This window comes from Pseudomonas sp. ASL8 (genome assembly GCF_056680355.1).
Genome location: NZ_CM155278.1, coordinates 2774298 through 2792977, shown reverse-complemented (window position 1 = coordinate 2792977; position 18680 = coordinate 2774298). Strand labels below are relative to the sequence as shown.

Sequence of the window (18680 nt, the reverse complement as noted above, 5' to 3'; positions counted from 1 at the left end):
ACCGTTGCCGATCTACCGATCAGCGGGCCGCCTGCACGATCGACATGTCGATGTCTTTAAACGCCTTAACCGTGTTGGTCTGAACGTTCCGGAACACCGTGTACGAACCCAACGCCGCCTGATAGGCAGCCAACAATCCTGGGTCAGAGGAGTTTGCTTGCAGATCTGTCAGGGCAGTGTTGAGCGCATCGTGCAGGTTGACTGCGCCATCCTCGAACGCCTTGGCTTGCTGGCCGAGAAAATCGGTATGAAAACCTGGAGCTGGATCGACTAATGCCATACATCACCTGTTAAATAGGTTTAGGAAAATACCAAGAGGACGGGGCCATCTTGACGTAGCCATTTGGGCCATATTGGAACGATTTGCCCTTGAGCCAGTCATCCTTCAACTCAATAGCGAAATGGACATAGCGATCACCCCACTGCTGATAGAAACCGCTCACATAAGCGCGAACCGCCTCGATTTCCGTGTCTTGCAGGCTGCCTTCAAGCGAAAAGGTCACGCCATCGGGACCAACCTGTCGGTGATACGAGACGGCCAGGCGTTCAAGACCCTGCTCAGCCTGACTGGCCAGCATCCAATCATCGCGACCTTCAACCACCACATCGCGGGCATAGGGCGCAGCTTTAAGCAATGTCTGCGTCAATCGCTGATGCAGCGCAGGCGTCAGCAAGTTACGTTGGTTACTGACTAACAATCGGGGCACGGCCGGATCGGAGAGATCAATACGGTGATAAGCCAGGGCTGGCTCGACGTCGAGCAAGAGCCACTCAAGGCGCTGGCTTTCGTTATTAGGCGTCATCAGCCGGGTGGACGACCCAACGGGATTACGCGCCAGGACCTGTCGCCCCCAGTTGGCATCTCGCTCGGAGGCGGCGAACACGTACACCCGATGATCGCTGCCGCGCAGCACCACATAATCCGCGCCAGCCCCGGCAATCAGTGCCTGGATATCGTCGACCGGATTTGGTCGGGTGAGATACCAGGCACTGGCTATCAAGGCGAAAACTACAACACCGGCCAGGCCCATTCCCCAACGGGGGAAAGCCGCAGGCGACAATATTGCGCCCGGCACAGGCTGAGGCGGCTCCGCTGAATTGAGAACCGATTCATCCCATGTTTCGTCGTCGGCACGTAGCGCAAAGCGCAATCCACCCACAGATTCGAGACATTGGGCCTTGCACACTCGCTCGTCTGCGGCGTCTTCGGCTAAAACTCTTAGAAACACGCCGTTGTCGACGTTATCTTTGATGTGTATTTCGAAGTTGAGCCCGTCGCGTTCCAAGGGAACATAAATCGCGTCTGCGGGTACAGACAGTGGATGTTCCTGATCGCAAAAGCGGCCCTGAGATCCAACCACGAATAAAGTGCGACGCTCGGTCAGCTGGAACTCGCACCCCTGCAATGGCCCGTTGAATATGCGCAGTACCCAAAGCTGGGCAGGCGAGTCCTGCATGCTGATGACCCTTTTCATTTAGTTTGTCTCTAGCGCACGGCGCCGGTTGACAAACATGCTAGGGAAACGCCTGCTCAAGTTCCTGATCGGACGTGACAATTATCACGATCATTCGATCAGATTCGTCCACCCTCGGCAGACTGAGCGACCAACTTGCGATAATGCCCCCACACCTTTCGTGCATAACGCAAACGCGCCTCCTGTTTATTAGCAGCGTTGCCAGCGTTATAGGCACCTACTGCCGTCCAGTTATAGCCATAACGAGACATGAACCCGACAAGAATCGAGGCGCCAACGTCGATCGATAAGCAAGGTTCATCAAGCAACCGCTGCTCGGTAATACCCCGCTTGTACAAGCCAGGCATGTGCATGCTGTTGATCTGCATCAAGCCTAAATCCCGCGATCCATTCTTGTTGGCGTTAGTCGCGTCCGGGCGCAGACCCGACTCGACGATGGCGATGGCATATAGCAACTCTGGCTCGACGGCATACTTGGCCCCGACCAGACTCCAACAGTCGGCACACGCAGAAACCTGCACACCTAACCCAATTACCAGACTCAAGATTGTTCGCACCTTCATGGCTGACATCGCTTACTCGCTGCTACTCGCCTGAACGGGCACACCTTTCAAAAGGGGGCCGTCGTGCAGACGGTTAGCCACTTTCCCAGGCAGACGCTTAATGGCCTCCTTGAAGACGGGACTAGCCAGCACGGGACAGGATCGAATGGCTTGTTCGCTGCGAGGCCCGAGTGGACAAACGCGTCTGTAACGGGATTCATGGCTGTGTTCGACGACAGAATAGCCTCGAACTTCAAAATGACAGGATGACCAGACAAGTCGTCCCGCAGCGCCTGCCGAATCATGATCAGAGCCGCGGCCGGGTCACTATGCCCGACAATGCGCAATTGCAAGATGCGGGCGCAGACCGATTCAGGATCATGCAGCAGCGAGGTCTCGATACTCTCCGCAGCTCGCGCCTCTCGTCCGTGAAACCATTGGTGCCAGGCATAATGGTAGTGAGCGTCGGCACAATCACCGCTGAGCAACGCCCGGTGGAACAAGGCCTCGGCGGCATCGACACTGCCCTGAAAACTTGTCAGTAATGCCAGACGCAGTAAAGCTGCATGATTACCCGGCTCCAGCGCGAGCGCTTTGTTGATCGCGATTTTAGCCTGCTCGATTGCCCGGTCTTCGGCACACAACCCCAGAGCTGACTGCGCCAGCCAGGCTTCTGCCAGCCCCACCCAAGGTGGCGCGTAGCTTTCATCCAGTCGCACGCATTGACGAAAATGCTGCAAAGCCTCAAGCAGACTTTGCGGGGTGTAGGTTTGCAGTCCCATACGGCCGTTCAGATAGGCCAAAGCCTGGGGATAAGAGGAGCAGGACTCGCTTTTGAAGCGTATGCCGGGAATCCGCTGCGCGACCAGATACACGATAATTTCAGCGGCCTCATCGACATCCCTGACAGTCATTGCCCGCGTGTGCATCACGACATGGTCGCTGGTTCGCACCAGCTCGACCGACAGCTCAAGGCTACCCTTGACCCGCGCGCACCGACCGCCCAGATAGAAATCAGGCGCCAACCGCTCGACTACCCCCAACGCATCTGTCACACACGGCTGATCCGCAGTCATACTGGCCGGCATGACTCGCAGAATCTCGGAGAAAGCATGCGTTAGCCGTCGGATCAGTTGATCATGCATGTCTGCGCTGAGGTCGGCTTCTGTGCTACGAAACGGCAAAACCACCAGCGAAGGCGCGAGTGGTTTGGCCTGTGAATCTTTCAACTCGACAACAGAACAGGTTAACCGGTAGCCCTTTCCGTACACGGTCGCGATGTAGTCTTTGTTGTCACCAAGCAACTTTCGTAATGAGTAAATACACCGTGTCAGAGACTCTTCTGCCACATCGCTGCCGGGCCACACGTTATCCAATAATGTATCTTTGCTGATCAGCGCACCATTGGCATCGAGCAACTGACGCAAGACTGCCAGTTCTTTAGGCGGCAGGTGTGCCCCGCGCCCCTCCTGCCCCGATAACCAATCACTGCGCAAGACTCTTGGCCCAAACGCATACGAACGCATCGACGATTTTTCATTGATTCGAACCATATATGGGACTCATCTCCAAATGCGGAACTGACACCTGATTTTTTCGTCAGGCGAACCAGAACGCAGTCAAACCCTTAAAACAAACTTATTGTCAGATAGATACCTGGTAATAGCAGACAGACATTAGTATAAGCGGGGGCGACCTACAGCCGCACCCCGTCAGGTCCTAAAAAACGCGACACATCTTGTAGGATATCTCCTACGAAGTAATTGCAACATCAAATGACAGAAGTACGGCATCAAATTTTCAACCCATTTATTCCAGCACGAGAAAAAAGCCCGGCGCCGAAACGTCGAGCTGTAAATGTATATCGGCTTAACGCCAAATAAAGCCTGTATTATTATTGATGCAATTGTTTCACCAAATGACAGAGGTCACTTACGGTACGAACACGCGCCAACGCCGGCTCGGGAATATCTACATCGAAGTAATCGTTCAGCGCCAATGTAATTTCGAGTATTTCCAGCGAGTCGGTACCCAGGTCTTCGACAAGGCGTGAACCAAGCACGATTTCTTTGCACTCCCGCTGGACGTAATCCGCTATAACCATAATCACGTGCTCGCCGAGAAGGTCCGACATACTTTCAAGCTGCTTTTTGCTCATCTATTCACGAGCGCCAACGAGCTTGGATTGAAGCTCAGATAGTGGTTACGACCTGCCGTTAAATTCACCTCTGGGGAATCAGCACCGTTGCGATCTGCTGAGTCATTACCCCGTTTACTGGCGTAGACCAAGCGATTGAGCCGGTTTTCAAGGGCCGGACTATGCATACACAAAGCTACATAAGCGGGATTCTCCCTCATTTCCACTTGTGATTTTCCCTCTCCGAGATCGGCCCTGATCTGTTCGAACGCAGGATGGACCGTGGCGTGCAATTGAAGCACCGACTTTATCTGCTTATTGAAATTAATAACGGCAGTGTTGTTCCCCTGCGCATCAACGTCGCCATTAAAATTGATTGGAGCCTGCCCAGGCAGGTTATTCAAAACCACACGAACCCCTGCATTGCCTGCATTGAGCATTGTCAGAAACTCCTCTGCCGTCGGCGTTCCTGGAGTTTCAACGATGGCTGGCTGCCCGCTGGCGGCCCCATTCACATAAGGAAGCTGACCCGGTTTAAATGCAGCTGGAATCGCAGCATTGTCGCGAGCATTCAGAAGCAGCGTCATACGTGATGCAAAGCTAGGATTGAATTCTGCCGCAGCTTGATATGCAGGGTCTTTTTGAAGATTCGCCAGGGACATTCCATTATCAAGGCTACTCTTCAAATCAATGAACGCTTGCATCGGATTTAAGCCAAACTGAATAGCTTCGCTCACCGACCTATTAAAGTTTTCATTCCGTTTGGATAAGGGGAGCCCAAAATCAATGACATAAGCAGCGGGCAAATTATTAGTACGGATGGATATATCAGCGCTGCCATTGCGCAACGTGCTGAGCAAGCGCGCTACATCGCTATCTTCTGACTGCGTTTCAGCAGCGGATACAAAAGGCTCAACGTCAATAGGTGAGCTCGCAATTGCGTCATCTATAACCGACGAGCCACTGCCAACGGCAACTTCCCGCACAAACCTCGAGGCAGCCAGCAATGGATTATTCTCTGGCCGGGGTGGTGGCGGCGGGATGCTGGAAGTGCTCGAAGCGCTGGTATTACTGACAGAGGCCAACGCTACTGGTTGCGGTACACAATCGCTATCCGCCACACCTCCCTCTTCGTTAAGCCCGTCACGTCCTTCAGTGTTTGATGACGAATCAGAGCGCTCGACAACATCAGTCTGCGTCGATTGGGACACTGTCTCTTTCACGGCACTTGAGATGAGGGCCGGGGGAATTCCATGACTAATCGTTGCGCGGGGTGTGTTTATGGAACGATCATTGTCAGCGACTGTGACATCCGCATCTTGCGAGTTATTCACCGCGCCGCCGTTATCTTGGCGTTGCATATCACGAATAATATCGCGGACCTGCGCTTCGGTAAGCCCCACGTTAACACCTCCGGTCGACATCGTTGGACTGACCGTAATGTTCGGCACACTCCCATGCCCCCCACAACAGCGTATTAACTGCTCGGGCAACATTGATCGTGGTTGATCGTCAGGGCGGCTGGCTTCGGGATCCGCTGCTCGTCCGGTCCTGTGCAGGTCCATGGTTTTGAGCGTCTGGCGGATAAACTCGCCAAGCGTCCGTCCAGTGCCACCTGCTTTAGCCACTTTCAGTTGCCCGTTCAATACTTTACCGGCGACGGCGGTGAAGTTGCCGTTCTCCATCACGGCGCGCGCATCTTGTGCGGTCAACGGCCCCCAATCGGACTCAACCCGCCCCCGCAAACCATCGACGACATAGGCCGACGTCAGTTGTAGTTGGATATTATCAAATACTTTGTCAGAGCCTCCTGGTGCTTCGCTCAACAACTTATCGATTTTTTGAGTCAGCGCCGCATAGTCGTAATAGCGAGTACGGTGAGAAAGATCAAGCCCCACCATAGACCTCGACGGTCGCTGCTGGAAACGCTCTGCGAGATGCTGAAGAGCCTCTTCAACAGGCTTTAGCGCCTGCGGGCCAACAAGGCCTGACTCTTTTATCAAGTGAACATTGACGGCGCACTCGAGCAATGCCAGAGCACTGGCGTCTTTGTTGCGCATAGAGGTTTTCTGCGCACTATTAAACACAAACTCACTCAGGCCGTCTTTGCTGAAACAGGCATCACTTGCCTGTTTTTGCAAGTTGGAATAAGCGTCCTTCGAGCTGATCAGCACTACACTCGATGCCCCCGCCGCCCGTGATGGCGCATCAGAGTTAGCTGCACGCCGAAGATTTTCAGCCAGGGAGCTTCCTGCAACATCCTGATTGATAGCGCGAGATGCAGATGCACCTGAAATATGAGTGATCGTCATTTCATTACCCCGACGGGGCTGCAACTGGAAAGCGTGGAGCGGATAAAACAGCCAAGCGACCGTCCATTGCCATTTGCTTTATACTGTCTCATTGGCAAGTTCAATACTCTACCGGTGACTTCGGTGAGGTTGCCATTTTCCATCACAAACCGGGCACCCTGTGCGCTCAGTTGCCCCCCATCGGACTCAACCCCCCGCCCTAGCAAACTATCGACGCTGTAGGCCGATATCAGTTGTAGGTTGATATTATCAAATACTTTGTCAGAGCCTCCTGGTGCTTCGCTCAACAACTTATCGATTTTGTCGATCAGGGCCTTATAGTCGTAATAGCGAGTACGGTGATTAAGATCCAACCCCACCATAGACCTCGACGGGCGCTGCTGGAAACGCTCTGCGAGATGCTGAAGAGCCTTTTCAACAGGCTTAAGCGCCTGCTGGCTAACAAGACCCGATGTTCTTATCAACTGAACATTAACGGCGCAGTCGAGCAATGCTAGAGCACTGGAGTTTTTGTCGTCCATAGAGCTCTTCTGCGCATTCCTAAACACAAGCTCACTCAGGCCGTTATTGCTGAAACAGGCTTCACTCGCTCGGCGTTGCAGGTGGGAGTAAGCGTCCTTCGAGCGGACCTCCACTATAGTCGACGCCCCCGCCGCCCGTGTTGGCGCCTCAACGTTAGCTGCACGATGAAGACTTTCAGACAGAGCGCTTCCTGCGACATCCGGATAAATAGAGCGAGGTGCAAATGCAGATGCAGATGCAGATGCAGATGCACCTGAAATATGAGTGATCGGCATTTCATTACCCCAAGGCAGCAGAAAAAGCTTTTAACATCTCAAACAACGCCGACAGCGTGGAGCTGATTACTTTTTGCACGTTGTCGTGGATAGAGTTGGCGTTACTGTATTTTTGCGTGTGTTTTTGCAGGGCGCTTTCCACCTCCTGCTGCTGTGCATTGAACGCTGCTTGCCAGGCCTGGAAAGCCGCAGGCAGTAGCGACGCTTTTCCATTACCGTTGCGCGCTGGCAGGCCGTCGATCATGTGCGACAACGGCGAGAGGTCCATCACGACACAATAAGAACCGTCTGGTAATTGTTTGAGACACGATGAGGGTAAGCCCATTGCCGCCAACCACTTCAACGCATCCTCTTTACTCGCACCCCCGACCGACCCGTCATCGCCCGGAACAGGAAACAAGACACTGTTCGGGTTCGGTAAGGAATATCTGGAAATCAACACTTGCAGCGCTTGCTCAAGTAAGCCGACATCCAAAACAATAGTGCCTTTGTCATCCCCTTGTGGAGAAACCCACTCAGCCAATTTCGCCAGAATATCTGCATTAAACTCTGAATACAGCTTGGCGTACGCTTCAACTAACCGCGCATACACATCAAGGTAATCATCTTTGATGACGCCTATCAGGTCTTGCAGCCCATCGAGAATATCGTCGAAAGAAGCACGCTCCCCTATCGGGTTCTTAATGCCGGAGTCGGACAATGCACCGTCAAGTTTTGGAGCGAGTTTAGGGGCAAGATCCTCGGCAAACTGCTCACAGTGTTCCGGCGAGAGCTTCTGGGCGACTGAACGGGCAAATTCCATTCCGGCGAGAGAGGCCTTGCTTGTCAGTTGCCCGGACAGTTTGCCATTTGAAATACGCTCGAGAAGCGCAAGGGCCGCTTTTACCTTGGGCGACGCATCCGCCGAACTTTCATTAAGCATGGCGCCGAGTTTGGCCGCTACCGTACGCGCCGCGGTCAGATTATCGCTGTGCGCGCGTAGCTTGTTTTCAAGATCATTGAACAGCGTCTCACTGAGATCCGGCAACGCTGCTGAGAGCCCCGCAGCGAGATTGTCGGATTGCGGTTTGACGACACGTTCAGATGGAATGGCGGAACGGCCTTGGCCGGAAATACCTGACGGACTAATCATAATATTTCCTTAAACCTTCATGCCGCTGGCGATAGAGCTGGAGGCGGCGTTGCGCCCTTGCATGATCTGCATAAATACTTCCATCAGCTTTTGCATCAGCGCATTGTCTTGAGCAACTTCCTGCGCCTGCTCCTCGGTCATGCTCCGGGCGATGGTTTGGGTCGACTGGTGTTCGACCTCGTTTTGCCGCTCGGCATATTCTTTCATGCGTACAACAGACGAAACCATGGTGCTCAAGACCATGGCGAGAGCACTAAACGTCTGGCCGACGGTGATGTTTCTGGAGTAGTTTTTTTCAGACAGCGCACTGTCTAAATCCATGTCATTGGCTTTTTTGTTAAGCAGGTCAATATTGTCACTCAGGTCTGCACGATCTTTCGGCGTCATTGTATTAGCACTTGGATCGAGCACGATTTCGCGAGTTTTGCCTCCTGGGTCAGTGACGGTGAAGGCTTTGACTGCCTCACTCGGGTTGGCAACAAAGTTATTCTGGGCAAGGGCGATCTCCTGTTCGGCGGCCGCCTTGCGCGCCTCCATCGCACCGTTTTTGTTGACAGTAATATCCGTGTGTTTCTGGCTTTGACCTTTCAAGCTCAAGGTCATACCACCCAGCGCCATGGTGCCGGCGACGGCCGCGGCGGTAAGCGCGCTATTCATAACCGCTTTGCCAGCCTCGATGATCGACATACCTTGAGCCCTGGCGCCTTCGGCAGCCATCACCGCATAGGTGCCCTTGAGACCTGCGCTGGTCTGGCGGGAAATATTCACCGCCATGATCGCGGCAACCAGAACACCTACATGCTTTTCCCAAGATGCCGGGTCGAATTTAAGCACCGACTCGAGGCCTTCTTTGCCGACGCGTTTCTCGACTTCATTTAATACCTTCTGGTTTTCAGCATCAGTGAAATCCGAGCTATCAGTCAGTTGTTCCAGCTGTTCCAGTGACGGTAACGGCACCCAGACCTTACCCAGCACCTGAGCGTTGACGCTGTTGTTCACAGCGGGCGAAGAGCCCATGTTCTTGAGCGTATCCAGTTTGACGATGCCGGTGGCGAGAGCAGTCTGTTCAGGTGTTTTTTGTACTGCCGTTGGCAAGAACGTAGCACTAGAAATAGTGGTCATTTAAGGACTCCTGTATCAACTCAATTAATTAAATATTGCGAGCGATGCTGAGATTGGTGGTCATGCTGTTTTGCATCTCCACGCCGAGCCGCTCGATCAACTGACTCTGCTTGTTCAGCGACTGACCGAACATCTCAACCGCTTCTGCGATGAAATTGCTCATGGCCTCCACAACGGAAGTGGCGATGACAACCGCAGCCAATTTTTCGGCAGCCCGGGCTTGATGCACACCGGATTTGACCTGGAAGGAGGACTGCGCACCGACTCCAGCGAATTCAGTAACCGCCACCCCGGCGTCAAGGCGTGTGGAGTATTTGGCCATCGAAACCGCATCGTTTTTGAGGCCAACCGAGCGGGCCATTTTGCCTACGAACTGGCTCGTAGCTTTGAAGGCTGCCTGGGAGCTTTGCTTGAGGACATCGGGCACAACCTTCGAGACGACGGAGCCGATCATCTTGCCCATTTGCGGGCCAATACGAGCAGCGGCACCTTTGCCGACGACAGCAACCACAACCATCACGACCACCATCAGCAGTGCGGCGGCAATCGCAGCCCCGATGCTGCCAATCATTTGTGCTTTTTCAGCTGAAACACCCAGTGACTCAAGCGCACTCGAAAGCTTGTCGGCCATGAACTTGATCAGCGGAGAAAGCACTTTATCCATCATTGGCTGCATGGCTTTCTCCATGAAAGAGACGCCTGTGATGGCCTTACCAACTACATCAGCGACCATCAAACCGATACCGATGACACCGATAGCCGCAGCGATAGGGCTGGCAGTGCCCAAGGAAGCGACAGTAATAATGACGCTGGCTACCATCATCAGACCGCCCAGAATTTTGCCAATGCAGCCTGCGGTTTTGGCTGCCGCTTCGGCCTTGGCAACCTGCTTTTCATGTTCGAGGGCTTCGGCCTGTGCCTTGGCCGCTTGCGAATCGCGCACAGCGGTCGCAATTTGTTTGTCGGCTTCCAGGCGAGTGTCGGCGGCGTCACCCATCAGTTCCGCGAACTTGGCCATGATCATGACCATCTGAGCCGCAGCACCCATTTGTTTTTTCTGTGCTTCCTTTAAAGACTCGTTTGCACGAACACCGCCGCTTTCCGCACGGTTGCCCAGCGTCTCCAGCTTGAGGTTGGCGGCTGCCGCCAGATCAACCGCCTTGGTGTGCGCGGTGACAGCCAGACCAAGACCTTGCTGGGCGGTTTGCAGGGTGGTCCTTGCTGCGTCGCGTGCGGTCAGAGCATCGGCGTATTCTGGCGAATCAGGGTCCAGGCCATCCAGCGCAACCTGCGCGGTGTCCAGTTTGCCTTGCGCAGCATTCACCCGCGCCTGGGCTACTTCAAGGGCTTGCTCAGTAATGGTTGCAGAGCCGAGTGCTTTTTCCAGCTCGGCGAGCGCCGCCTCAAACTCGGTTGCCAAGGCCTGATGGCCTTCGATAAGTGATTGAGAAAGAGCACGCATACCCGCCAGCCGGCTTTCCAGGCTGTTGATGCCTGCCTCGCCGATCAATCCCATGATTGTTGCCATGAGCCCAACGAATCGGCTGGCTGAATCTGGCTTTTTTGCATCGCTTTGCACTGTAGGTGGCGCTAAACGGGGACGTCCTGCAAGGCTCTTCGCGCCGGCGTCGCCGTCAGTTTGATAATTCACTTTGCCGATATCGATCAGTGCTTTTTTGGCAGCCAGCTGGAGTGATTCGGTCTTGGCTGCGCTGCGTGCCGCATCAGCGTAGTCGATTTTCAGGTCATTTCCCGGCGCCCGGTTGACCAGTGAAAGGGTATTAAGGGATAGAACGTAACTCATATTTCTCAGTCCTCTGAGCAGTCACTTTCGATATGTGCCAAAGCATCCAGGTAGACGCGCGCCTGCTGGCACAGATCGTCTTCCTGAACATGCTCGATCACATAGTCGAAGCACAATTTGGCTTTGCCGGCCTTGCCTAGCGCGAGCTGGCACTGGCCGGTGTAAAACATCGGACGGTAGTCATCATTGCCTTGGGCGAATGCCACGGCGTAGAGGTCCACGGCCTTCTGATAGTTCTGTTTGAGATGGTGTACAGCGGCCAGGCCCATCCAGTAATCGGCGTTGTAAAAGTCATAGATGCACAGGAAGTGGAAAAACTTTTCCGCGTCGTCCAGTCGGCCCTGCTCATAGAACTCATGAGCGAAGGCATACAGACTGTCCATCTGAGTGGCCGTGATGCCGCGCACGTCCTTGAGAGTGGCGCCATCCGTCACGGCCTGCGCGATTTGCTCGGCAATCCGATCCTCCTCTTTATGTTTTTTACGACTCATTGAACGCACTCCTTAGCATCGCCAGCTTTGCTGACCTGGGCATTTAGCCAAACTACGGATGCACGAACCGTCAAAAAGCGCTCATGCCTCAAGGTTTGGGCGAATTAGACAAATGAGGCGGCCCCGGATTGGCCGCCCGGCGTCAGGCCTGCTCGACCTGTTCGATCCAGATAAGCAAGCGCAGCACCTGCTCGATTTCCTGCTCTTGAATGAAGCTGTAGCGCCGATGCGTGCGCAATATTCTGCGCGCCAGAGCTACGTCGGTGATCACCGGCACACCAACCTTTGCCGCGTAGGCCCGCACGGCCAAAGCCCGCTGGTTGGTTTCCATAAGCGAGATAAATGGCATTACCGTGATTTCCGGGCGGAAATAGATGCCGATGGCGATGTGCGTTGGATTAGCGATAATGACCCGCGACCCCTTGATGTCCGACTTGACCTGCTCGGACAACAGCTCCATATGCAGGTCTCGACGCCGGCCTTTGATTTCCGGGCTACCTTCCTGCTCTTTGTGCTCGCGCTTGACCGACTCTTTGTCCATCTTCAGCTCTTTGATGTAGAGCCAGTACTCGCACAGCGCATCAAGCATCACGATCAATAAAATGCAGCCCAAAAACGTCAGCACCAGCACCAGCAACAAGTGAGCCCAGATCTGAAACAGCTCCAGTGGCTGGGCGAACAGTTGCGCAAACAGCAGTTGCCGCTGGGTCAACCAGACCACCCAGAACGCAAGCGCAAAACTGCACAGATAAAGCACTGCTTTGACGCCGTCCTTGACCGTGCGCAAGCTGAACAATTTCTTGAAGCCGTTGATGGGATTGAGCGCACCGAAGTTCAGCTTGAATGCCTCGCTGGCCAGCGCCAGACCTGTCTGCAACAGCGTCGGCACCGCACTGGCCAGCACGCAGATCAGCAAAATTGGTATGACCGTACGCAGCGCGATCCACATCAAGTCCATCAGATAAGGTTGCATCTGAAGATCAAAACCGCTGGCAATCACTCGTCGGTAAACCACCATGACTTCAATCAGGGTGGAGTTGGTCACCAGGAAGCCGATGCCACAAAGGACCAGGCAACTGGTCACCAGATCCTTGGCTTTGAATGTCTGTCCCTTTTTGGCCGCATCTCGCCGACGCTTGGGCGTCGGCATCTCTGTTTTGGATGAGCTGGACATATCAGTGAATGTCCTCCGTTATGAGCCAGGCACTTAACTGGTTTTGAGCCGTGGCTCCCATTCGTAGGATTTCGTCAGGCAAATAGGTGCCGAAGTACAGCAGCAACACCAACAGCGCGACGGCGCTTTTCACGGTCAGCGACACGGAGAAGGCATTCATTTGCGGCGCGAAACGAGCCAACAGCCCTAACAACGCTTCACTGAGCAACAAGGTGGCAACCACTGGCGCGCTAATAACCAGAATTTTGCTCATTAGCGGATCAAGCATCGTCAGCAAGGGTTGCAACGCCAACGCGCAATCTTGATACGGTGAACATAGCCGATAACTGTTTACGAACGTTTCGACCACGACACGCATCCCGCCGCCTTCAAGGAAGATGACAGCGGCGAATAGATTAAGAAAGTTGGCCAACTCGGAAGTATCGACGCCGTTGGCTGGGTCGATCGTATTACTGAGCATGGCACCGCGTTGGTTATCGATCAGGTTACCCATGCCGTGCAGCACCCAGAAAGGCCAACACAGCAGACAGCCAATGACCACGCCAATACTGATTTCCCGTAGTACCAACCCGTAAAACGCCAACGTATTCAAGGCTGGCAACAGTTGCTCGCCGGCCGGCCATAATGCCAAGGCAACCAGCATGATCACTGCAGCCCGCGGCGCACCACTGAGCACTCCGGTATTGAGAAAAGGCAACATGAAAAACACCGGTGCCAGCCGGGCAAAACCTAACGCGGCCGCCGCCATCCAGCTGTGCAGGTCGAAAAATAGCGCAAAAGGCATCAGGGCATCACTTCAAGGCCAGGCGCATGACTTCGCGACTGAAACCCAGCAGCGTGTCGCCATACCAGCCCGACAGCAAAAACAGGCACAGAGCCACCGAAAGCAGTTTGAAACCGAACGGCAGCGTCTGCTCCTGAAGTTGAGTAACTGTCTGAAACAACCCCACCAACAGCCCGACCACGGTCGCGACAATGATCGGCCAGGCGACCATCAACAGAATCAGGTAGAGCGTTTTATTGCCCGCGTAGACAAGATCATTCATCGACTTTTTCTCATGTGGCAAGGGTCAGGTATTGCTCGACCAGCCCGGTAGAAAGCAGTGCCCAACCATCCAGCGCCACGAACAACACCAGCTTGATGGGCACCGAAATGATCACCGGACTCATCATCATCATGCCCAGCGCCAGCAAAATGCTGGAGATCACCAGATCGACGATGACGAACGGCAAGTAGAGGTAGAAACCGATTTTGAACGCGGCTTTGATTTCGCTCAGGGCGTAAGCCGGCAGCAACGCGAACAACGACGGTTCAAGCTCTTCATCATCGACGACGCGCGGTGCAAAACCGTCCTCGACCTGCGAGGACTGGGCTCGCTCGAAAAACAGTGCCAGCTCGGGGTCGGTGTATTTGCGCAAGTAGTCCTTGTAACCGCCCAAGCCGTTATCCGCGAAGTCGACCACGGACTCAATGCTGGTAAAAGCGATCTGGTGTTCTTTGTAATAGCCATAACCTTGCTGCATCACCGGGGTCATGACGAAAACTGCCAGCATCAACGCCACTGCGTTAAGCGTCATGTTCGAGGGCACCTGCTGGAGCCCCAACGCGTTGCGCACTATCACAAACACGATGGAGAATTTGATGTAGCAGGTTCCGGCAGCGATCAAAAAGGGCAGCAATGAGGCAAAGGCCAGCAGGCCAATCATGGAAATATCGTTCATTCCCAGGCGCCTTGGCAGACCTTATGTAGCTCAACCCCCAAGCACTCGTCCCATTGCACCAACTCACCAAACGCGACCGTCTTGCCATTGGCACGTACTTCGACGCTATGTTGGGCCGCAGGTAATAATGGCAAGACTTGCCCTGTGCTAAATGCCGCCAGTTCGGCCAATGAGCACGTGCTTTGCTGCAGGACAAATTCAAGGCGTACCGGCAGATGACTCAATGCATCAATTGCTGTTGAGAGGTCCCCGTCCCCGGATTGATCGGCGGGGGTTGGCGGCATAGTAATTTCCATATGAAAACCTTCTTTATTCAAGGTAAAGCGGCCAACGTAACGATCAGCCAAAGACACATGCTGGCTGCGCTCGCTAATCGGCAGAACGTCACCACATGCCAGTCGCACAAGCTGGCCGGGGCCTAACAGACTAGTGCCCAGCGTCAAATTCAGGTGCAGCGGCAACTTATTGATCCAGGCCGGCAACGACATATGAGCAGCGCTGGACGCTGGCAATGCGTCCAGCAACCACAAAGGACCCTCTTGCGTGACGAGACAGGGCAGTCGAGCCTCCTGCAACAGGCTGCCATCGATCAATTCAAGCCCTGAAACAGACTGGTAATTCAGCTCGGTAACCGGGATCTGAAACGGCTGGCCATGTGCCTGGAACAAAGGCAGCACATCAACATCTGCACAGGCGGAGGGCAGCAACGTGCTCAATTGGGGCAACACAGCTTGCAACCACTGCTGCGCACCCATAAGCCCCCGCCAAGGACCCCGCGGCCCTTGGGCAACGAACGTCACATAGGCGTAATCCGGCGGCGGTGCGCTGACACAGGCTTCATGCCCCTGCGCTTGCCAACCTTGGGTCAGTTGCCGAGCGGTGCAGGCTCGGGGATCGACACGTCGCAGGACATTCAGGCGCGTCACCCCTTCCCTTCCTGATGTTTGCTCTGCACAACTGGCTCGTCTGGATCTTCGTCGGTATGGCCATTAGAATCACGGCCCTGCTGCTCAGCAGAGTCGCGCGAGTCGGTCAGTCGCCACGTCGGTTCAGCGCTGTGCAGATGCTGCGCCAAGTGTCGGGAAATATCGGAGTTACTGGCTGTCAGATTCAGCTGTGCAGGCAAGTCACCCGCAGGTTTACTCACGTTGACAAAGCCGACCGCGCCGTCCTTGGCGAACGGTAACCGCAGGTAGGCCTCGACGGTTTTGTCCGCCAGATCAGCCGGCGGCATCGGCAATCGCGTAAGCAGCGAAGCCGCTTTTTCCGTCCCGGACGAGAGATCGTGACGCGTGACCGGACCAGGAAGCGGGTTGCCAAAAATCACTTGCAACTGCGACGCCTTTTCTACCCGCTCGCTCGTGGTTGCACGCAGCTGCTCACCACCCGCAAGACGAGTGTCGGGACCCGCGCCGAGTGTCGGTCGTTGTTCGCTGGTGACCCGCTCAGCAACCTGGGTTATTTCGAGTTGTTTACCAACATGAACCGGCGTAGCTACGATCAGATTCCGGGTAATCGTTTCGATGGATAAGCTCACACCACGAGGCTCAGACCGCTCCCTGCTTTCAAGTCGTTCGGTTCGCCGAGCGGGTTGCCTCCCCTCCGGCAAGCGTGGCGCCGGGTCCGGGCCGACGGCATCGTGCCGCCCGCCGGACAAACTTAGCCGGGGGCTGATAAGTGGCAACTTCTGAGGTATCAACTGTTGGAGCAGGGACAACACTCCCTGGGGCATTTCCTCGTTCTCGTCACCGAATTCGCAATGTTTGTCACCTTCACCCAAGCCAACTTCGCTTTCGACCGGGGGAAGCGGAACAGCGCCGGATATTGCCGGGATATTACTCATGTCGGACCCTCGATAATTCTTCGATCTCGGTTTCTTCACGGCGCAGCAAACGTTGTCCATGCTCGCGGGACAGGCGTTGATGCAAGCCAGTGAATTTCACGTGTTTACGCAGTAACAGTTGTCTTGCCTGCTGCTGGACCTGAACCTCACGTTCCATCCGCGAGCGCTGTTCGTTGAGGCGCGCGCGCTCCAGCGCAATGTTGTGCAGCTTGCGTCGCAATAACGCCTGGCGACGCAGCAATGCCATCAGTTCAGGGTGGCTCAACACGCAGGCCGCAGCTCTCTGAGTGAGCATCAACTGCTGTAACTGCTCCTGTTCAATAGCCATCCCAGACAGTTCACCCGCAACCGGCAACAGACGGTTTTGCGCCTGCTGCAACGTCTGTTCGCAACGTTGCTGGCGATGGTTACTCAACCGCAAAAGACGGGCTATATCAGGCAAGGAGTTCATGCAGGCTTTCCAGAGTAAGGGCCGGGTCGGACGGCTCATCCATCGACTGACGAAGCCAATCACTAAGCGCATCGCGGCGCTCCATGGCGTGGTCGTTGGCGCGGTGATTGCCTGGGCTGTATTCGCCCAGATCGACAAACACCTGCAATTCTTCAAGACGTGACATCAACTCACGCGTATCGGAGGCCAAGCGCTGCGCATCCGGCCCAGTAACTTGCCGGGCAACCCGACTAGCACTACGCAAGACGTCGATGGCAGGAAAATGACTTTTGGCTGCAAGTTTGCGGCTCAGGTAAATATGCCCGTCCAGAATCGAGCGTATTTCTTCGGCAATCGGGTCCGGCTCGTCGTCACTTTCCAGCAAGACGGTGTAGAACGCCGTAATGCTGCCGTCGACTGTCACGCCCGGACGCTCAAGCAGCCGCGGCAATGCATCAAATACCGAGGCTGGATAACCGCGCCGCGCAGCAGCCTCTCCGGCGGCCAAGGCCAAATCGCGCCGAGCGCGGGCATAGCGGGTGATGGAGTCGATGAACAGCACCACCTGTTGACCCTGATCGCGAAAGTATTCGGCGATCGAGGTGGCCTGTAGCGCCGCATTGCAGCGGTCTATCGAAGAGAAATCCGCGGTCGCGTAAACCACAACACAGCGCGAGCGCTTGGGCGAACTACGTAACGACTCAACGAACTCGGTAACTTCACGTCCCCGCTCACCAATGAGGCCGATTACGAATACATCGGCCTGCGTGTGGTTGATCAACATATTGATCAACGAGGTTTTGCCCGATCCCGCGGCGGCGAAAATACCCACACGCTGACCAACACCGCAGGTCAGCAAGCCATCGATAGTTCGCACACCGGTGGTCAGCGGCTGATCAACGGGGCGTCGCTGGTGATAACCGGGAGGTGCCGCATCGACCTTGTAGTCTGCACCGCCGACACCCGTCGAAGGCGCCAGGCGCTCGACAGTTTCGCCATGCGGATTGATGACGCTGCCCAACATCGCCGCGCTGCAATGCAGCTCGAGCACCGCCCCGGTGGGCAACAGCAATGACTCCCGTGATAATCCATGAGCGTCACCCAGCAGACTGAGCAGCACCGCACCCGGTTTAAAGCCGATTACCAGGGCCCTGGCGGTGCATTGCGAGTCACGCCAATGCCTGCGAACTTCGCAGACCTCACCAATGACCACATCCGATAACGCAGCCTCGATCAGCGGCCCGCTAACGCGCAATGGGTGTGCCCCGCGTCTTTGCAGGGTAAACATGTTCATTGGCAAACAATGCCTTGTAAGCGCAGTGCATTTTCCAGAAACCCGTCCAGTGCATCCGCGAGAGCTTCTACGCTGGAAACCGCCTGAGCACTGAGCATGACGCGCAACTCGAGCCCGTTATTAGCCTCAGCGATTTGCATTTGCCCAGTGCGAGCAAAGTCGCAGTGCTGCAGCAAAAGTTGCAGTAAATCCGGTGCGCAGTGATGAAGCATCGAGGTACTCGACTGACTCACTGCACTCCACAGCCATATGTCCTCATCTATGTGCTCGACGTTGAGGTTCGGCAGGTCGTTCAGCTCCAGCTCGATGGGACTGTGGCCATCGAAATCCCCCACTTGTTCGCGACTGCAACCCCGGCTCAATAAGGCGCCACGGAGCAAGTCTGCAATATCTATGTGTTGCATC

At 55.0% G+C, this 18680-nt stretch carries 20 protein-coding genes; all 20 read right to left on the bottom strand.

Annotated elements, in window-relative coordinates; all coding sequences use genetic code 11:
* Nucleotides 1-19: 19 nt before the first annotated feature.
* The 20 genes from sctF to AC1MEA_RS12660 all read right to left on the bottom strand — a co-directional run bounded on the left by sctF (nt 20) and on the right by AC1MEA_RS12660 (nt 18679).
* Nucleotides 20-280, bottom strand: a complete 261-nt coding sequence (gene sctF, locus AC1MEA_RS12755; RefSeq protein WP_480918059.1) for a type III secretion system needle filament subunit SctF — start codon at nt 278-280, stop codon at nt 20-22.
* 10 nt (nt 281-290) lie between these two features.
* The gene (locus AC1MEA_RS12750) at nt 291-1475 is read right to left on the bottom strand and encodes a PrgH/EprH family type III secretion apparatus protein (protein ID WP_480918058.1); all 1185 of its coding nucleotides are present in this window, start codon (nt 1473-1475) and stop codon (nt 291-293) included.
* Between the two features lie 98 nt (nt 1476-1573).
* Nucleotides 1574-2038 (bottom strand): transglycosylase SLT domain-containing protein, encoded by a 465-nt coding sequence (locus AC1MEA_RS12745; RefSeq protein WP_480918057.1) that lies wholly within the window; start codon nt 2036-2038, stop codon nt 1574-1576.
* Between the two features lie 47 nt (nt 2039-2085).
* Nucleotides 2086-3444: a winged helix-turn-helix domain-containing protein gene (locus AC1MEA_RS12740; protein WP_480918056.1), complete on the bottom strand. Its 1359-nt coding sequence runs from the start codon at nt 3442-3444 to the stop codon at nt 2086-2088.
* Nucleotides 3445-3911: 467 nt separating this feature from the next.
* Nucleotides 3912-4175: an acyl carrier protein gene (locus tag AC1MEA_RS12735; protein WP_480918055.1), complete on the bottom strand. Its 264-nt coding sequence runs from the start codon at nt 4173-4175 to the stop codon at nt 3912-3914.
* Entirely contained in the window at nt 4172-6466 is a 2295-nt protein-coding gene (locus tag AC1MEA_RS12730) for a hypothetical protein (RefSeq protein WP_480918054.1), read from the bottom strand. Before AC1MEA_RS12730 ends, AC1MEA_RS12735 begins: the two co-directional genes overlap by 4 nt.
* Entirely contained in the window at nt 6463-7263 is an 801-nt protein-coding gene (locus AC1MEA_RS12725) for a hypothetical protein (RefSeq protein ID WP_480918053.1), read from the bottom strand. The genes AC1MEA_RS12730 and AC1MEA_RS12725 overlap by 4 nt, the downstream gene beginning before the upstream one ends.
* Before the next feature lie 4 nt (nt 7264-7267).
* Nucleotides 7268-8395: an IpaD/SipD/SspD family type III secretion system needle tip protein gene (locus tag AC1MEA_RS12720; protein ID WP_480918052.1), complete on the bottom strand. Its 1128-nt coding sequence runs from the start codon at nt 8393-8395 to the stop codon at nt 7268-7270.
* Nucleotides 8396-8404: 9 nt separating this feature from the next.
* Nucleotides 8405-9517, bottom strand: coding sequence for a hypothetical protein (locus tag AC1MEA_RS12715; protein WP_480918051.1), 1113 nt, complete (start codon nt 9515-9517; stop codon nt 8405-8407).
* Nucleotides 9518-9545: 28 nt separating this feature from the next.
* A complete protein-coding gene (sctE, locus tag AC1MEA_RS12710) occupies nt 9546-11321 on the bottom strand; it encodes a type III secretion system translocon subunit SseC family protein (protein WP_480918050.1) in 1776 nt (591 codons plus the stop codon).
* A gap of 5 nt (nt 11322-11326) precedes the next feature.
* The gene (gene sicA, locus AC1MEA_RS12705) at nt 11327-11812 is read right to left on the bottom strand and encodes a type III secretion system translocator chaperone SicA (RefSeq protein WP_480918049.1); all 486 of its coding nucleotides are present in this window, start codon (nt 11810-11812) and stop codon (nt 11327-11329) included.
* A 142-nt stretch (nt 11813-11954) separates the two neighbouring features.
* The gene (locus tag AC1MEA_RS12700) at nt 11955-12986 is read right to left on the bottom strand and encodes an EscU/YscU/HrcU family type III secretion system export apparatus switch protein (RefSeq protein ID WP_480918048.1); all 1032 of its coding nucleotides are present in this window, start codon (nt 12984-12986) and stop codon (nt 11955-11957) included.
* Nucleotide 12987: 1 nt separating this feature from the next.
* Entirely contained in the window at nt 12988-13770 is a 783-nt protein-coding gene (gene sctT, locus AC1MEA_RS12695; RefSeq protein WP_480918047.1) for a type III secretion system export apparatus subunit SctT, read from the bottom strand.
* 7 nt (nt 13771-13777) lie between these two features.
* Entirely contained in the window at nt 13778-14032 is a 255-nt protein-coding gene (locus AC1MEA_RS12690; RefSeq protein WP_480918046.1) for an EscS/YscS/HrcS family type III secretion system export apparatus protein, read from the bottom strand.
* A gap of 10 nt (nt 14033-14042) precedes the next feature.
* Nucleotides 14043-14708, bottom strand: a complete 666-nt coding sequence (locus AC1MEA_RS12685; protein ID WP_480918045.1) for an EscR/YscR/HrcR family type III secretion system export apparatus protein — start codon at nt 14706-14708, stop codon at nt 14043-14045.
* Nucleotides 14705-15634 (bottom strand): FliM/FliN family flagellar motor switch protein, encoded by a 930-nt coding sequence (locus AC1MEA_RS12680; protein WP_480918044.1) that lies wholly within the window; start codon nt 15632-15634, stop codon nt 14705-14707. The genes AC1MEA_RS12685 and AC1MEA_RS12680 overlap by 4 nt, the downstream gene beginning before the upstream one ends.
* Complete coding sequence (locus AC1MEA_RS12675; protein WP_480918043.1) at nt 15631-16245, bottom strand: SpaN/EivJ family type III secretion system needle length determinant; 615 nt, start codon at nt 16243-16245, stop codon at nt 15631-15633. Before AC1MEA_RS12675 ends, AC1MEA_RS12680 begins: the two co-directional genes overlap by 4 nt.
* A gap of 298 nt (nt 16246-16543) precedes the next feature.
* The gene (locus AC1MEA_RS12670) at nt 16544-17002 is read right to left on the bottom strand and encodes a hypothetical protein (protein WP_480918042.1); all 459 of its coding nucleotides are present in this window, start codon (nt 17000-17002) and stop codon (nt 16544-16546) included.
* On the bottom strand, nt 16986-18275 hold the full coding sequence (gene sctN / locus AC1MEA_RS12665) for a type III secretion system ATPase SctN (RefSeq protein WP_480918041.1): 1290 nt from the start codon (nt 18273-18275) through the stop codon (nt 16986-16988). The genes AC1MEA_RS12670 and sctN overlap by 17 nt, the downstream gene beginning before the upstream one ends.
* Entirely contained in the window at nt 18272-18679 is a 408-nt protein-coding gene (locus AC1MEA_RS12660; RefSeq protein ID WP_480918040.1) for an InvB/SpaK family type III secretion system chaperone, read from the bottom strand. The genes sctN and AC1MEA_RS12660 overlap by 4 nt, the downstream gene beginning before the upstream one ends.
* Nucleotide 18680: the final 1 nt, after the last annotated feature.

What these genes read in the sequence shown, in the direction of transcription:
- AC1MEA_RS12745 (WP_480918057.1), bottom strand. Translation starts at nt 2,038, where the DNA reads ATGAAGGTGCGAACAATCTTGAGTCTGGTAATTGGGTTAGGTGTGCAG.
- AC1MEA_RS12660 (WP_480918040.1), bottom strand. Translation starts at nt 18,679, where the DNA reads ATGCAACACATAGATATTGCAGACTTGCTCCGTGGCGCCTTATTGAGC.
- AC1MEA_RS12750 (WP_480918058.1), bottom strand. Translation starts at nt 1,475, where the DNA reads ATGAAAAGGGTCATCAGCATGCAGGACTCGCCTGCCCAGCTTTGGGTA.
- AC1MEA_RS12715 (WP_480918051.1), bottom strand. Translation starts at nt 9,517, where the DNA reads ATGACCACTATTTCTAGTGCTACGTTCTTGCCAACGGCAGTACAAAAA.
- AC1MEA_RS12670 (WP_480918042.1), bottom strand. Translation starts at nt 17,002, where the DNA reads ATGAACTCCTTGCCTGATATAGCCCGTCTTTTGCGGTTGAGTAACCAT.
- AC1MEA_RS12730 (WP_480918054.1), bottom strand. Translation starts at nt 6,466, where the DNA reads ATGACGATCACTCATATTTCAGGTGCATCTGCATCTCGCGCTATCAAT.
- AC1MEA_RS12685 (WP_480918045.1), bottom strand. Translation starts at nt 14,708, where the DNA reads ATGAACGATATTTCCATGATTGGCCTGCTGGCCTTTGCCTCATTGCTG.
- sicA (WP_480918049.1), bottom strand. Translation starts at nt 11,812, where the DNA reads ATGAGTCGTAAAAAACATAAAGAGGAGGATCGGATTGCCGAGCAAATC.
- AC1MEA_RS12720 (WP_480918052.1), bottom strand. Translation starts at nt 8,395, where the DNA reads ATGATTAGTCCGTCAGGTATTTCCGGCCAAGGCCGTTCCGCCATTCCA.
- AC1MEA_RS12700 (WP_480918048.1), bottom strand. Translation starts at nt 12,986, where the DNA reads ATGTCCAGCTCATCCAAAACAGAGATGCCGACGCCCAAGCGTCGGCGA.
- sctE (WP_480918050.1), bottom strand. Translation starts at nt 11,321, where the DNA reads ATGAGTTACGTTCTATCCCTTAATACCCTTTCACTGGTCAACCGGGCG.
- sctT (WP_480918047.1), bottom strand. Translation starts at nt 13,770, where the DNA reads ATGCCTTTTGCGCTATTTTTCGACCTGCACAGCTGGATGGCGGCGGCC.
- AC1MEA_RS12725 (WP_480918053.1), bottom strand. Translation starts at nt 7,263, where the DNA reads ATGCCGATCACTCATATTTCAGGTGCATCTGCATCTGCATCTGCATCT.
- sctN (WP_480918041.1), bottom strand. Translation starts at nt 18,275, where the DNA reads ATGAACATGTTTACCCTGCAAAGACGCGGGGCACACCCATTGCGCGTT.
- AC1MEA_RS12735 (WP_480918055.1), bottom strand. Translation starts at nt 4,175, where the DNA reads ATGAGCAAAAAGCAGCTTGAAAGTATGTCGGACCTTCTCGGCGAGCAC.
- sctF (WP_480918059.1), bottom strand. Translation starts at nt 280, where the DNA reads ATGGCATTAGTCGATCCAGCTCCAGGTTTTCATACCGATTTTCTCGGC.
- AC1MEA_RS12690 (WP_480918046.1), bottom strand. Translation starts at nt 14,032, where the DNA reads ATGAATGATCTTGTCTACGCGGGCAATAAAACGCTCTACCTGATTCTG.